This window comes from Thermogemmatispora tikiterensis (assembly GCF_003268475.1).
Taxonomy (GTDB): Bacteria; Chloroflexota; Ktedonobacteria; order Ktedonobacterales; family Ktedonobacteraceae; genus Thermogemmatispora; species Thermogemmatispora tikiterensis.
The window spans coordinates 4,689,577-4,703,219 of record NZ_MCIF01000002.1 but is presented as its reverse complement, the minus strand read 5'-3'; the positions used below and the strand labels follow the sequence as shown (position 1 = coordinate 4,703,219).

Below are 13,643 nucleotides of genomic sequence, written 5' to 3'. Positions count from 1 at the left end.
ACCATCGCCATCATCTTGATCACAAGGAAGAGAGGCCAAACGCTTATGTCCAGGCAGCAAAAACCGTCTTCTCTCGCCGCCCTGACAGCAGCTGGTGCACGCTGGTTCCAGGTCGCCTACGCCGTCAACGATCTCGCCGAGGCCCAGCGCTTCTTTCAAGAGACGCTCGGCGTGCCCCGCTTCTTCGTCATCGAAGATATTCAGTTCCGCGCCTATACCTATCGCGGGCAGCCGGCGTTCTGTCGTCAGAACGTGGCCTTCGGCTACGCTGGCCCGCTGCAGATCGAGCTGATGCAGCCGCTAGAAGGAGAGAACAGCCTGACCGCTTTCCTGCGCCAGCGCGGTCCAGGCGTGCATCATCTGGGGCTGGAAGTTGATGATCTTGAGCAGGTTCTGCAAGCGCTCCAGGCAGGATCGGAGCCATCAGGAACGGGGAGTGTAACTATTATTGAGAGCGGGATCGCTGGCCAGGGCACCCGCTTCGCCTTCCTCGATACGCTGACCAGCAGCGGCACCTATCTTGAGCTGGTCGCCCTCGACGAAGAGAATCGCGCCCTCTTTGAACGCATCCGCCGCGGCGACTTTTAGCCAGACCGCACCGGACGACGCCAGCCCACAGCCAGCCGGCCAGACGGCCAGATAGCGAGGAAAGGAGGGGAGATAGACAGCCCCCTCCCCTGTAGGGAGCAGCCCAACCAAACGCCGCCGCGGCGTGGGCGGCTGCTCGCTCCCGGCCAGCCCCGCATAGATAAGGCTGCCAGACACGCGGACCTCCTACGCGGCGGCGACGCCACCGGTCGGACCACTCCCCCTGGTCTTCCGCAACAGGACGAGTTGCCGGCGCGGACCAGGTGGCGCTATTTCTTACTCGCACCAGGTAGAATGCGGTTCAGGCGCGTGCCACAGACGGGACAAGTGCCCTGCAGCGCCGCCCGACCGTTCTTCATCGTCACCTGATGCGCGTCCTTGATCTCCCGCTTCTCTTTGCACTTGACGCAATACGCCATGTCTGCCATAACTTACATTCCTTTCCGTCTAAAGCTTATGTACACGACAAACGACCGTCAGTCACGGTAGTTAATCGTGCCCTGCCCCTCGTACTTCACGAAGGACAGAGGCTATCTAGGTACACGACAATATTACTCTCTCTGGTTCATTTCCCGAAAGCATAGGGCTGGATTGGCTATGCAAGGTGTCTCTCCTCCTGTGCTATAGTAAAATCCAGAGCCTTGCCGCCCGCCTGCCACAGCAGAAAGAAAGGTGCAATGCCCTTCATATCAAGAAGAATAGAGAAGATATGCATCACCAATAAAAGCGGCGACAAGTGACTCTACTGTTACTGTCGGCAAGATACGAGGAATGTCTGTGAGGGATCTCGACCCAGAACGAGGCGCATCTGATGCCTCTAGTGACGCGCAGGCTCGCCACGATCCCTATCGGGCCCTGCGCTACCGTAACTTTCGCCTGCTCTTTATTGGCATCTTTCTCTCGTCAATCGGCGAGCAGATGGTCACGGTGGCCATTGGCTGGGAGCTATACGACCGCACCCACTCGGCGCTGGCCCTGGGGCTGGTCGGCCTGGTGCAGGTGTTGCCAGTGCTCTGCTTCTCGCTACTGGCCGGCCACCTGGCGGACCGCCTGAATCGGCGCCGCATGGTTATGCTGGCTCAGACCATTCTTGCCCTTTGCTCCCTGGGGCTGATGCTTCTCTCCTGGCAGCGCGGCCCGCTCTGGCTCATCTACGGCTGCCTGCTGCTCATAGGCACAGCCACCGCCTTCAACGAGCCGGCGAGCGCCGCGCTCCTGCCCCAGACCCTGCCAGCGGCCCTCTACGCCAACGCCGCCACCTGGGAGAGCAGTGCCTGGCAGCTCGCATCAGTCGTCGGGCCGGCCCTGGGTGGTTTCCTGGTGGCCCTCTTCCGTGGGGCCACGCCTGTCTATGGCCTCAATGCCCTGGCCATTGTTCTCTATCTGCTGCTGCTGGCCCTGCTGCGCCTGCATCCGGCGCCAGCGGCCCCATCTCGAAGCGACGAGCAGGGCAAGGAGGGGACCCTGCGCTCGCTGGCTGAGGGCCTGCACTTCTTGCGGCGCACCCAGGTCATCCTGGCGGCCATTACACTCGATCTCTTCGCCGTCCTCTTCGGCGGCGCCACCACCCTGCTGCCAATCTACGCGCGTGACATCCTGCAGGTCGGCCCCACCGGTCTGGGCTGGCTCCAGGCCGCGCCCTCTATTGGGGCCGTCTGTGTCGCCTTCCTGCTGGCTCACCTGCCGCCCTTCAAGCGAGCCGGACGTACTCTGCTGCTGGCAGTGGCCGGCTTCGGTCTGGCCACCATCGTCTTTGGCCTCTCGCGCTCCTTCTGGCTCTCGCTGCTCATGCTCTTCATTCTGGGCGGACTTGACAACATCAGCGTGGTTATTCGCGGCACCCTGCTGATGACACGCACCCCGGACCACATGCGCGGGCGCGTGGCGGCGGTCAACACTATTTTCATCGCCACCTCCAACAAGCTCGGTGGCTTTGAGTCGGGCCTGGCGGCTCAGCTCTTCGGTCCCGTGCCGGCAGTTGTCGGCGGTGGCCTCGGCACCATCCTGGTGGTGCTCTGCGTAGCCCTCATCTGGCCCGAGATGCGCCGCCTGGGAACGCTTGCGCCTGCAGGCCCGAGCCAGGCAACCGGGCAGCTCGCTGGCCAGATCGCCGCAGAGGTACGGGAAGAGACCGCTGCCCAGCGCCAGCTCTGACGAAGCACGACAGAATCAGCGGACAGGCCAGCCTCCTCCGCGGCACTTTCCCAGAGGAGGGTGAACCTGTCCGCTGAGCCAGGCCGGAGCTTTGGCAGCGCTCTGACTGGCCTGGCCTCACTCCTGCTCTTGCTCTTCCTCGGAAGGCGGCACCGCCTGCAGCCATTCGCCAGCTTCCTCGATATGGCGCCGCATCACCTGCTCAGCCCGCTGCGGATCACGGTCTCGCAGGGCCTCAATGATGACCTGATGGCGCTCGGCCAGCTCCTGGGGTGTGCGTTGCGCCATCGCCACCGTCACAAAGGTCGTCGTGTAGAGCTGCATGCTGTCCCAGTACTGCAGCAGCAGGCGATTGCCCGCCGCCTGCACAATCAGACGGTGGAAAGCAATATTGGCCGCCGTTTGGGCATGCAGCTCATTGCGTGCAGCCGCATCGCGCATCTCGGCGAGCAGCTCCTCTAGCTGTTGCAGCGTCGCCTCGTCGATGCGGATCGCAGCCGCGCGCGCCGCCACTCCCTCCAGGGCGGCGCGAATGGGATAGAGTTCCAGTAGATCACGCCGTGAGACCTTGCGCACCTGCGTGCCGCGATAGGGCGAGCTGACGACGAAGCCGAGCAGCTCCAGGTCGCGCAGCGCCTCGCGTACTGGCCCCTGGCTCACCCCCAGCTCCTGCGCCACACGGCTCTCCACGATGCGCTCCCCTGGCCGGTAGTGGCCCTTGACGATGGCATCGATAAGAAATTCTTTGATATCCTCGCGCAGAACGCGTCTGCCAAGAATAGGTGTACGTATATTCATCGGTGTCGAAAATCCCGCAGAAATTGGCCCCGTATTCCGGGACACTGCTCCTCACCTACAAAGAGGCACAATCGATTATTGATTAGTATAGGTCAGGGAGAAAAAGGGCGTCAAGGCAGAGATGAAGGGAAGAGAGCGAGCAGAGCCTGACGCCCTTGGTGTAGAAGCGCATCAATCGGTGTGGCGATACTGAGCCACCATGCGCGCCGCCTGCTGATTGGCAGTGGAAGCAGCGCCCTTTTTGAGCAGGATATAGCCGTCCTGCATATCGATCACGCCATATTCGCCGCTGCTGAGTATGGCGTCGACCGCATGTTCGTAGTCAGCATAGGTCTTGAAGGGATAATAGTAGCCTGGGGCATTCAGCAGGATATAGTCGGCATAGCCCGCCCCATAGGGAAAGAGATAGATGCTACGCCGTTCACTCAGATGGGGGACCAGCATTGTCTGTGTCGAGACCGAGGCGGTAGGCGGGATCTCTTGCAGAAAATGATAGGCGAGGCGGTCATGAGCATCCTGAGAGGGCCAGATAAAGCCGGTTGCATAGGGCATGGCACTATAGACATCGTAGCGCGCAGTGGCCCTGACCACCTGCCCCATCACATAGCTCAGCAGGAGCAGCAGGAAGAGGGCCCGCAGGATGGGCCAGAGCCGTCCACCAGCCAACGGGGCAGGCTGTCTTCCGAACCAGCCTCCTGCCGACGACAACGAGGACCAGGCGGGGCGCTCCTTCCCCTGGTCCCCGGCAGCGACAGGCAAGACGCTAAGGGCGGGACCTCTCATCTGAGCAAGCCAGGCCTGGCCCAGTCGCAGGCAGCGGCGCAGCAACCAGAGCAGCAGCACCGTCGCCTCAATGGTGGCAAAGATCAGGATCGGCACGATCTCCGCATTGTACTGATAGCGGCCACTGTACATGTTGGGCGAGGAACTGAGCAGGTTGAGGGCCAGCGTCGGCGAGGCCAGGACCAGGACCCAGGGGGCCAGCAGCGGCAGGTAGCCCGCCGGAGCAAGCAGTTTCCGCAGGTAGAGCTGATGTTGCGGCTCCAGCACATGCTGGTCGATCACCTGCAGGGGATGCAGCAGGATGTTCAGCGCCACCTCCACGGGCGAGTCCCCATACTCTGACCAGCGGGAGGCCAGCAGCGAGTGACCAATCGGACTGGCGTAGTGGACGATCAGCAGGCCGATGGCAGTCCAGCCGACCGCCAGTCCGAAGACAATCAGGCCAATGCGCCAGCGCCGCTGGAAGATGGCCATCCACAGGCCCAGCAGGGCAATGATGCCGGCAATCTCCTCTTTGCAGGCCAGCGAGAGAATCGCAAAGGCCAGAAACCAGCCATTGCGCTGAGTATACATAAAGTACAGGGTAAAGAGGAGCAAGGCCAGCGTCAGCGTCACGGCGTGGAAATCATAGTCGACGGCATACTGCTGCGCAGGATAGAGCAGATAGAGCAGGGCAAAGGGAACCGCAGCCAGGTCGCTGCGCAGGCGCAGGCGGGCTAGCCAGAAGGCTGGCAGCGCCCCCGTGGCCACTACCAGGACCTGAAGAATCAGCAACGTTTTCGGATCAGCCCAAAAAATATAAAGGGGCACAATTAAAAAAAGAATCGGCTCATAGTGAATGGCGAAGCGATTGATGCCCTCCAGCCCATAGCAATTCGTATCGGTCAGCACATTACAGATCGTCTGATGCAGAAGGGCGCCGTGCAGCGTATTCCAGATCGCCTGGTCCATAATGCCCAGGTCTTCGCCGTTGGTGGCAAAAGCATCCTGCTTGCTGGTCACAAAGATGACGAAGTAGACGCTGTAGGCGAGCATCGCCAACACGACCAGGCCCAGGGCCAGCCAGAAAGCACGTCCCCGGGGTAGCGGTTCAGGGGGGGGATAGAGTTCCTTCCCACAGGCCACCCTCCAGCGCCGCCATGTCAGATGGAGCCACTTGCCAATTTTGTTCATAATCCAGGACTCTCAAGGGGATCAAAACGAGGCCCCGTGCAACGAATGCGAGCCGACTGGGAAAGGCCTCTTTCTCCAGACGATTGGCTCTGTTATGATAGCATGAATCCTTTCTAACAGGCCAGTCTCCAGGACGTTTGGCTAATGCTCCCTGAGACCTGCCAGACGATCTCATATGTCCTTCATCTCGGTCACCCTCCTGTCCCTGTCAATCTATTGATCATGATTGAGATACTGATTTTCATTTTGTGTCTTGAGTATCATAAGTAATGGAAGCAGCGCATAAGCTGCTCTGAGTTTGTGAGGGAAGTAAGCCGGCGTACGGGCCGTGATGCAGCAAACAACCACAGATTGTAGAGGCCCAAAATCGCCTCCAGCAAGGGGTTGACACGACGCAAGTTGAAGCAAGGAAGAAGGAAGCAAGCACGAGGAGAGGAAGAGCTGCTACTCCGTTCCTGATCGCCGACGGGCAGTAGACGCCATGCCCCTGCTTGCTTATCACTGCAGTGGTGAAGGAGACGTGATGATCAACCTCTCTCGCTTGTTGCCCCGAGTAGCGGCAGCACTGCCCCTGCTGCTACTCGGGGGCCTGCTCTTTTCCTCCTGGCTACCTGGCGGAACCGGCAGAGCGCTGGCCTGGAAGCCCTCTTCCGACCAGCAGGCCGCGGGCCGCGGGTCCCAACCTGCCGCCTACGCTGCCCCCGCGAGCGGTACCGCCGTGCTGACCTTCAAGTACAATAACCGGCACAGCGGCCACAACCCCGCGGAGGTGCTGCTGACAACGAGCAATGTCAACGTCAGTACCTTCGGGAAGCGTCTGACGCTGGCGGTCGATGGCCAGGTCTACGCCCAGCCCCTCTATGTGCCCAGTCTGCCGATTCAGGGTCGGGTGCGCAATGTGGTCTTCGTGGCAACCGAGCACGACAGCGTCTATGCCTTCGACGCCGATGCCACCAGGCCCGAGCGGGCCTTGCTCTGGCGGACAAGTTTCCTGGGACGCGGTGTGCAGGTCCCGACAAACCACGATGTAGCCTGCAATGACCTGGTGCCCGAGATCGGCATCACCGGTACGCCGGTCATCGATGCCGCCACTCGTACGCTCTACGTGGTGGCCTTCACCAAAGAGAGCGGTCGCCTGCTCTATCGCCTCCATGCGCTGGATATCACCACCGGCCAGGAGCGCAAGGGCAGTCCGGTGACGATCCAGGCCAGTGTGCGCGGCACAGGCGCCGGCAGTCGCCGTGGCCTGCTCACTTTTGATCCCCGCTTCCAGCGCCAGCGCGCTGCTCTGGTGCTGGCCAATGGCCGGATCTATATCGCCTGGGGCTCGTTCTGCGATAATATGCCGTACCACGGCTGGATCATGAGCTACCAGTATAACGGCAGCGCCTTCCGCCAGATGGCCGTCTTTAACGATACGCCCGATGGCGCACGGGCCGGTATCTGGGGTTCTGGCGGCGCCCTGACCGCCGATGAGCAGGGCTTTCTCTATTTTACGAGCGGCAATGGCTCCTTTAATCTCCATCTGAACGGTCGTAACGCCGGTGATTCGGTGGGGAAGCTCTCGCCCGATCTGCGTCTGGTCGACTATTTCACGCCCTTCAATGAGCGTTGTCTGGACGATGCCGATGCCGACCTCGGCTCCGCCGCTCCTTTGTTGCTGCCGACGGTCGGAGAGCTGATCGCCTCGGGCAAAGAGGGACGGATCTATGTCCTGGCCCGCAATCACCTGGGCCGCTACCACACCATTCCTGACGCCTGCAACCACCAGGCGCGTAACGATGTGGATCAGATCGTGCAGGAGTTTCCGCCGACGACGATCGGCGGCCTCTTCAGTACACCCGCCTACTGGAACGGACCCGATGGCGACTATGTCTATTTCGCCAGTGTGAACCGTCCAGTGGTGGCCTATCGTCTGATCAATGGCCGCCTCTCGTCTCAGCCGCTCTCGGCTACGCCCGAGGAGCTGCCTTTCCCAGGTGCCAACGTGGTGGTGACTTCTAGCGGCAATCAGGCTGGGACAGGTATTCTCTGGCTGGTTGATCCGCGCGGGGTGCTGCGGGCCTACGACGCCAGCAATCTGGCGCGTGAACTGTACAGCAGCGATCAGAGCCCCGAGCGCGATGCCCTACCGGGGTATGTGAAATTCAGTGTGCCGACGGTGGCTGACGGGCGGGTTTTTGTGCCGAGCGGGAAGGCATTGGTAATCTATGGCCTGCTCCCGACAGTGCATCTCTCGCCGTTCCCAGGTCAGACGCAGGGGAGTCCTCAGCAGCCGGAGCCGCATCCGGTTCAGCCGCTGCGCCTGCCCCATCCTGGGCCACAGACACAGCCTGGTCCTCAAAATCGACCCGGTCCGCAATCGGAGCCGGGACCGGATCAGCGCCCGGCCAGCGATCTAAGAGCAGGTCCGCGTTCGCTGAGCGCACTGCCAGCCAGTGGCTCGGGGGCTGCCGCCGCGATGCCAGTGCCGACTGCAGCTGCTCGCCCGTCACCGGCTCCCGGTGTGGGCCAGTCTGAGCAGGCGCCCCGCGAGAGCGCACGCAGCGGTTCGTCAGCTTCCGGCCCGGCTCAGGCCGGTCCGCGCACGACCCCCGCTTACAACAACGTGGGGGTCAGCAACGACGAGCGTCCGACGACGGCCAACTTTGATCAGGGAGGCAATAGCTACTCGGCCCAGGCCCTTCAGCGGGCCGGCGTCAATCCCGGCGACCATGTCTTTGCAGGTGGCTTCGTCTTCGTCTGGCCCAATGCGCTTTCAGGCGAGCCGGATAACTATGTGGCGGCGGGGCAGACGCTGCCAGTAGAGCACCAGCCACGCGCGAAGTTGCTCGGTCTGCTCGGGGCCGCCGATCATGGCCTGGCACGCGGCCAGCTTTTGATCACCTTTACCGATGGGACAACGCAGACCGTGCCCATCGCCTTCAGCGACTGGACTCTGGACGGCGGCGGCTCACGTCCCCTGCCGGGCAGTCCCCAGGCCGTGAGCATGCCCTACTTCAATAGTCCCAACGGTCCGGTTCAGATGAAGTGCTATCTGTTCTATGTGAGCATCGCCCTGCCACAGGGAAAGACCGTGAAAAGTGTGACCTTGCCGGCAGCGGTGAGCGGCGGCAGGATGCATGTCTTCGCCGTCGCTTTGCAATAGCGCCTGGCCCGAGTCGAGGCTAGCAGTTCACTTAGCAGACCCACCTCATAGCGAGCGTCGTTCACCCCGGCAGGAAGGGTAGCGGGGAGGAGCCAGCAAGGAGGCTGCTCCCCTCGTTACCCTTCCTGGCGTTTTGCTCCCCCGTCCTCTCCCATCCTGTTCCTCTCTGGGAAGGCCCCATCCAGGGGGTCGCTCGCAGCTTCCGCTCCCGAAAGCTGCTTCGGGACCGCATAGCGGCCCACGAGCTGCACCAGGTAGCGCCCGAGAATGTCGCTTTCCAGGTTGAGGAGGCTGCCCGGACGCAGCCGGCCCAGGTTGGTGTGGGCTCGCGTATAGGGGATAAGAGCCACGGAAAAGCGATCGTCTTGACAGGAGACCACGGTGAGGCTGACGCCGTTGAGAGCGACAAAGCCTTTGGGGACAATATAGGGGCGCAGGGCAACAGGCAGGGTCATCTCACAGACAAGCGAGTTGCCCTCTTCCCGTGTGCTCAGCACAGCGACCACAGCTTCGATATGCCCCTGGACGATGTGCCCTCCGAAGCGGCCTCCCACTGGCAGCGAGCGCTCTAGATTAACAGCGCGTTCGTCTTGATCAGGCCCTTCTCCCATGAGCAGGGCGGCGAAGCGCGTGCGGCGCAGGGTCTCGGGCATGAGTTCAACACGCAGCCAGTCCTCGCCGCGCGTGACGACGGTGAGACAGGCCCCGTCAACGGCGATGCTGTCACCGAGTTTGACGTCGGACCAGGTGGCCGGGATGGCAATGTCCAGGGTGGTGGCGCCGGTCGCCAGGACGCTGCCAACTTCTTCGACGATGCCGGTAAACATGAGGACTTAGCTGCTCCTTTCGCTGGTGCTCACCATATCTTGTTGATCGTGCCGGCAGACGTGCATCGCGCCTGGATGACGGACGCGCCGCAGGGTAGAGACTAGCTCGATGGCAGCCAGGGCACACTCGGCGGCGCGGGGAATGCGCTCCTGGGCCTGGAGACGATTGGCGGCACAGATGACGCCGAAGATCACCGGCAGGCCGCTGTCGAGGGCAACGCGCTGGATGCCCTGAGCGGCGGCGTCACCGACCAGAACGTCGTGACGCGTCTCGCCTTTCATGACGCAGCCCAGGCAGATGATGGCGTCGTAGCGCCGGCTGGCAGCCAGCGTCTGAGCCAGAAGAGGAAGCTCGAAGGAGCCAGGGGCCTGCCAGATGTCAATGTCCTCTTCGGCGACACCGTGGGCGATCAGGCTCCGCCGCGCCGTCTCTTGCATGGCGCCGGTGATCTGCGGATGGTAACGGGCCACGGCCAGAGCAATGCGCAGCCCTCTGCCATCAGGCCGCTCTTCAGCGCTGATAGCTTCTGACATGACGCTCCACCTCCTCTGTTCGCCTTGCATGGTGGCTGGCCGCCTGGCTGACGGCCCCGATGGCTTCTTCAATGGCGCCTGGATCTGGCTCTGTCGAGGCGCTAAGAAGATGGCCCAGGCGCCGGCGACGAGTGTCGAGATAGGCACGGTTCTCTGGACTGGCAGCGATCTCCAGTGCTACACGCTCAACCTGGAGGTCGGCGTTTTGCAGAGCCTGGAGCTTGGCCGGATTGTTAGTGAGCAGGCGCAGGCGACGCAGGCCCAGCTCCGCCAGAATGGCGACAGCATCGTCGTAGGAGCGGGCATCGGCGGGGTAGCCAAGACGCTCGTTGGCCTCGACAGTATCGTAGCCGTTGTCCTGGAGGCGATAGGCATGCAGTTTGCCTGCCAGGCCGATGCCACGCCCCTCTTGGGGAAGATAGAGCAGCAGGCCACGCCCTTCGCGTCCAATGAGAGCCAGGGCCTTCCTGAGCTGAGCCTGGCAGTCGCAGCGCTGTGAGCCAAAGACCTCGCCGGTGGTGCAGGCCGAATGGAGACGCACCAGCGGCGGCAGGTCGCCCCAATCAAGCTCCCCCAAAATGAGAGCCAGGTAGTCGCGCCCCTGGCGCGTGTCGCGATAGTGGCGGAGATGGAAGTCGCCTTCAGGTAGCGGCAGGCGCGTCTCGTTGACCAGGATGACACGCTGTTCTCGCCGAAAGCGGGCAATGGCGTCCACAGTAATGAGGCCCAGGCCGTGACGCTGAGCAAAGCGTAGCAGAGTGGCCCCACGCGCCGGCTCGCCTTCTTCATCGAGCACTTCGCAGATGACGGCCCCTGGCTCCAGACCGGCCAGACGCATCAGGTCGACCGCTCCCTCGGTGTGGCCGCGGCGGCCCAGGGTACCGGCAGGATGGGCCCGCAGCGGAAAGAGGTGGCCCGGGCGCGCGAAGTCCTCTGGCTGTGCGGTTGGGTCGACAAGCAGACGAGCGGTTAGGGCGCGGTCGCGCGCGGAGACGCCAGTAGTAGTGCCGCGGCGGGCGTCGACGGAGGCCGTAAAGGCGGTGTCCTGCAGGGGAGCGTTAGCGCGCTCGGCCAGGGGAATGCCCAGAGCATCAAGCCGCTCGCCGGCCAGGGCCACACAGAGCAGGCCGCGCGCCTGCTGCAGCATAAAGTTGATACGTTCAGGGGTAGCGAACTGGGCCGCCAGGCAGAGGTCGGCCTCGTGCTCGCGCGTCTCATCGTCGCAGAGTAAAACCATCTGGCCGGCCTGCAGTCGGCGTACGGCAGCAGGCACTGAGAGCCACAGGTCGTTTGTCTCTAATAGCTGGTTGATTGACATCACCTGGTTTCTCACTTTCTGGTCAGGTTCTTCGCTCCCTCCGCCGCTTCGCCAGCGACGGATGAAGAAGGGTGATAGCGGACCTCACCTTCGATCAGCAGGTCGTCGCCCAGAGTCTGCGTGCGCTGATCATCCAATGTAGCCGCCAGGCTCAAGCGGGGCAGACCCTGGCCGGCAAGCGGAATCGGAGCACCGGCCCCTCCGATCAGCCGGGGCGCGACGATGACTGCGACATGGTCAATGCAGCGACAGTCGAAGGCGCTGCCCGTGAGGGCTGCCCCACCCTCCAGAAGAATATGCATCAGGCCCTCGGCGGCCAGACGCTGCAAAGCCTGGCGGAGATCAACGCGCCCCGTCGGCTCGCAAGGCACCTCGATGAGACGCACCCCCGGACGGGCCAGAAGCGTGCGTCGCTCTGCGGGAACCCGCTCGCCAATCAGCAGCCAGGTCTCTCCGGCCTCGGGCGTCGTCAGCAGCCGCAGCTCTGACGGGAGCTGGCCGCTGCTGGTAATAACTAGCCGCCGCGGCGGCTGAAGGCGGGGCCGGCGCGCGTCAGTGGTCAGGCGCACGGTGAGCAAGGGATCGTCGCGGCGCGCCGTGCCAGCCCCGACCAGGATGCCATCGACGCGATCGCGCAGCTGGTGAGCCCAGGCACGGGCCTGCGGTCCGCTGATCCAGAAGGCGTCTCCCGTGTACGCGGCCATCTTGCCATCCAGGGTCATCGCCCACTTGGCGGTGACGTAGGGCCGGTTGCCACGCACAAGGGTGGCAAAGGGACGTAGCAGCTCGCGAGCCTGCCGGGCCAGGGGATCATCTTCGTCCAGGAGCGCAACCTCTATCCCAGCCTGCCGCAGCCGCTGCAGCCCGCGCCCATCGACATGAGGATTGGGATCACGAGCGGCTACCACCACTCGCCGGATGCCCGCAGCGATGAGGGCCTCGGTACAGGGTGGCGTGTGCAGGGCAATGCAGCACGGTTCCAGCGTCACATAGAGATCGGCCCCCTGAGCATGGGAACCGGCTTCGCGCAGGGCCTCCACCTCGGCATGTGGCCCATAGGGTGGGGCCGTCGCCCCCTGACCTACCATCTGCCCGTCACGCACAAGCACAGCCCCCACTGGTGGGCGTGGGCTGGTGCGCCCCTCGACAGCCCGCGCCAGCTCCAGCGCTCGCTGCATTATCTGGCGCTCCTGTTCGCTCAGCACGATCGTTGCCTCTTCAGGCATGGGCATGGCACTCCTCCAGCGCAGGCAGCGCCAGCGGCTCCTCCTCGCTGGCAGCGGGAACCGGCGCTACTCCTTGTATCAGCGCAGCCTTCACATCGCTCCCAGGAACCTCAGCAGTGGGCAGCAGCGTCTCTAGCAGGGGCTGCACAGAGCCACTTCGGGCCGCCAGCAGGAAGCTATTCAGGAGAGCACGATGCTCCTCGGGCTTTACGCTAAAGCGCGCACGGGCCTGGGCGAGACGCAGCCGGGTGCGGGCTCGATGCAGGAGCTGGCGACAGGCGCTGGCGCTGCTGTTGAGCAGGCGAGCGATCTCTTCGTAGGGACAGGCAAAGGCTTCGTGGAGAAGAAAGACAGCCCGCTCGGCGGGGCTGAGCCGCTCCTGAAGCAGCCAGAGCGCATGCGCCAGGGCCTCTCGCTGTTCAAGGCTCTCGACAACCAGCTCTTCTGGCTCTGGTGCCACCGTCGGCCCTCCCCCCGGAGCCGGCGGCCAGAGGCCAAGGGGCTGCTCGCGCTGCACGCGGGCTGATTTGAGGCGATCCAGGCAGAGGCGCGTCACAATGGTCAGGAGATAGGCGCGTAGCGAGCCTATCTGCTGCGCCGCTGCCGTAGCATAGCGGATATAGCTTTCCTGGACAACATCCTCGATCTCATCGCAGCTGCCCAGCAGGCTACGCGCAGTAGCGAAGAGTAGAGGATAATAACGATCGAACTCTTCCAATCGTCAGTCTTCTCCTATCGGACTATACCGTCGGCCCTGGAACTTCCCCAGGTCATGCCCTCACGCTGCCATGCGACAGCGAGCGCAAGGGCGTACGGGCTATACCGCCGATCGGGAATTGGGAGAGACCGTCGCCCCTGTTGTTGAGCGCCGGCCCGTCTCCCTCACCCTGCCCCGAAGACAGCGTTCTGTTTTTTCTTCGTCCTATTAGAGGAGACGAGTCAGACCTCTGTTCTGTGACAGCTTTCCGTCCTTCGGTCCAGAGGGCCACCACGCCATCGCGGCACGGCAGCAAGACGCTTGATTTCCCCAGGGCGACAATGCTACGATTGAACTGAGCTTCAGAAGAGGAGAGCGCTGCCTATCGCCTTCCCGC

Annotated in this window: 11 protein-coding genes and 1 riboswitch; of the genes, 3 read left to right on the top strand and 8 right to left on the bottom strand. The window is 63.0% G+C overall.

Features of this window, described 5'->3' with window-relative positions; genetic code table 11:
• Window positions 1–45 precede the first annotated feature (45 nt).
• Entirely contained in the window at window positions 46–588 is a 543-nt protein-coding gene (locus tag A4R35_RS18860) for a VOC family protein (RefSeq protein ID WP_112432076.1), read from the top strand.
• A 269-nt stretch (window positions 589–857) separates the two neighbouring features.
• On the opposite strand, the gene A4R35_RS24390 is transcribed toward A4R35_RS18860, so the two are convergent.
• On the bottom strand, window positions 858–1,016 hold the full coding sequence (locus tag A4R35_RS24390; protein ID WP_052890408.1) for a DUF5679 domain-containing protein: 159 nt from the start codon (window positions 1,014–1,016) through the stop codon (window positions 858–860).
• A gap of 349 nt (window positions 1,017–1,365) precedes the next feature.
• On the opposite strand from A4R35_RS24390, the gene A4R35_RS18855 reads away from it, so the two are divergent.
• On the top strand, window positions 1,366–2,742 hold the full coding sequence (locus A4R35_RS18855; RefSeq protein ID WP_223258402.1) for an MFS transporter: 1,377 nt from the start codon (window positions 1,366–1,368) through the stop codon (window positions 2,740–2,742).
• 117 nt (window positions 2,743–2,859) lie between these two features.
• Here the strand turns inward: A4R35_RS18855 and A4R35_RS18850 are convergent, their stop codons facing one another.
• Together A4R35_RS18850 and A4R35_RS18845 are read right to left on the bottom strand one after the other, a co-directional pair.
• Entirely contained in the window at window positions 2,860–3,540 is a 681-nt protein-coding gene (locus A4R35_RS18850; RefSeq protein ID WP_112432071.1) for a GntR family transcriptional regulator, read from the bottom strand.
• A 171-nt stretch (window positions 3,541–3,711) separates the two neighbouring features.
• Window positions 3,712–5,496 carry a DUF2079 domain-containing protein gene (locus A4R35_RS18845; RefSeq protein WP_112432069.1) on the bottom strand — a complete coding sequence of 595 codons (1,785 nt, stop codon included), beginning with the start codon at window positions 5,494–5,496 and terminating at the stop codon, window positions 3,712–3,714.
• Between the two features lie 523 nt (window positions 5,497–6,019).
• Between A4R35_RS18845 and A4R35_RS18840 the strand changes: the two genes are divergently transcribed.
• Window positions 6,020–8,644, top strand: a complete 2,625-nt coding sequence (locus A4R35_RS18840) for a hypothetical protein (protein WP_112432067.1) — start codon at window positions 6,020–6,022, stop codon at window positions 8,642–8,644.
• Window positions 8,645–8,760: 116 nt separating this feature from the next.
• On the opposite strand, the gene A4R35_RS18835 is transcribed toward A4R35_RS18840, so the two are convergent.
• The 5 genes from A4R35_RS18835 to A4R35_RS18815 are packed head-to-tail and all read right to left on the bottom strand — an operon-like array spanning window position 8,761 to window position 13,267.
• Window positions 8,761–9,471: a riboflavin synthase gene (locus tag A4R35_RS18835; RefSeq protein ID WP_112432065.1), complete on the bottom strand. Its 711-nt coding sequence runs from the start codon at window positions 9,469–9,471 to the stop codon at window positions 8,761–8,763.
• Window positions 9,472–9,477: 6 nt separating this feature from the next.
• Entirely contained in the window at window positions 9,478–10,005 is a 528-nt protein-coding gene (gene ribH / locus A4R35_RS18830; protein WP_112432063.1) for a 6,7-dimethyl-8-ribityllumazine synthase, read from the bottom strand.
• On the bottom strand, window positions 9,983–11,323 hold the full coding sequence (gene ribA, locus A4R35_RS18825) for a GTP cyclohydrolase II (RefSeq protein WP_112432061.1): 1,341 nt from the start codon (window positions 11,321–11,323) through the stop codon (window positions 9,983–9,985). Before ribA ends, ribH begins: the two co-directional genes overlap by 23 nt.
• Before the next feature lie 11 nt (window positions 11,324–11,334).
• Window positions 11,335–12,549: a bifunctional diaminohydroxyphosphoribosylaminopyrimidine deaminase/5-amino-6-(5-phosphoribosylamino)uracil reductase RibD gene (ribD, locus tag A4R35_RS18820; RefSeq protein WP_189362035.1), complete on the bottom strand. Its 1,215-nt coding sequence runs from the start codon at window positions 12,547–12,549 to the stop codon at window positions 11,335–11,337.
• Entirely contained in the window at window positions 12,542–13,267 is a 726-nt protein-coding gene (locus A4R35_RS18815; RefSeq protein ID WP_112432057.1) for a sigma-70 family RNA polymerase sigma factor, read from the bottom strand. The genes ribD and A4R35_RS18815 overlap by 8 nt, the downstream gene beginning before the upstream one ends.
• A gap of 2 nt (window positions 13,268–13,269) precedes the next feature.
• Window positions 13,270–13,453: riboswitch (FMN riboswitch) on the bottom strand.
• Window positions 13,454–13,643: the final 190 nt, after the last annotated feature.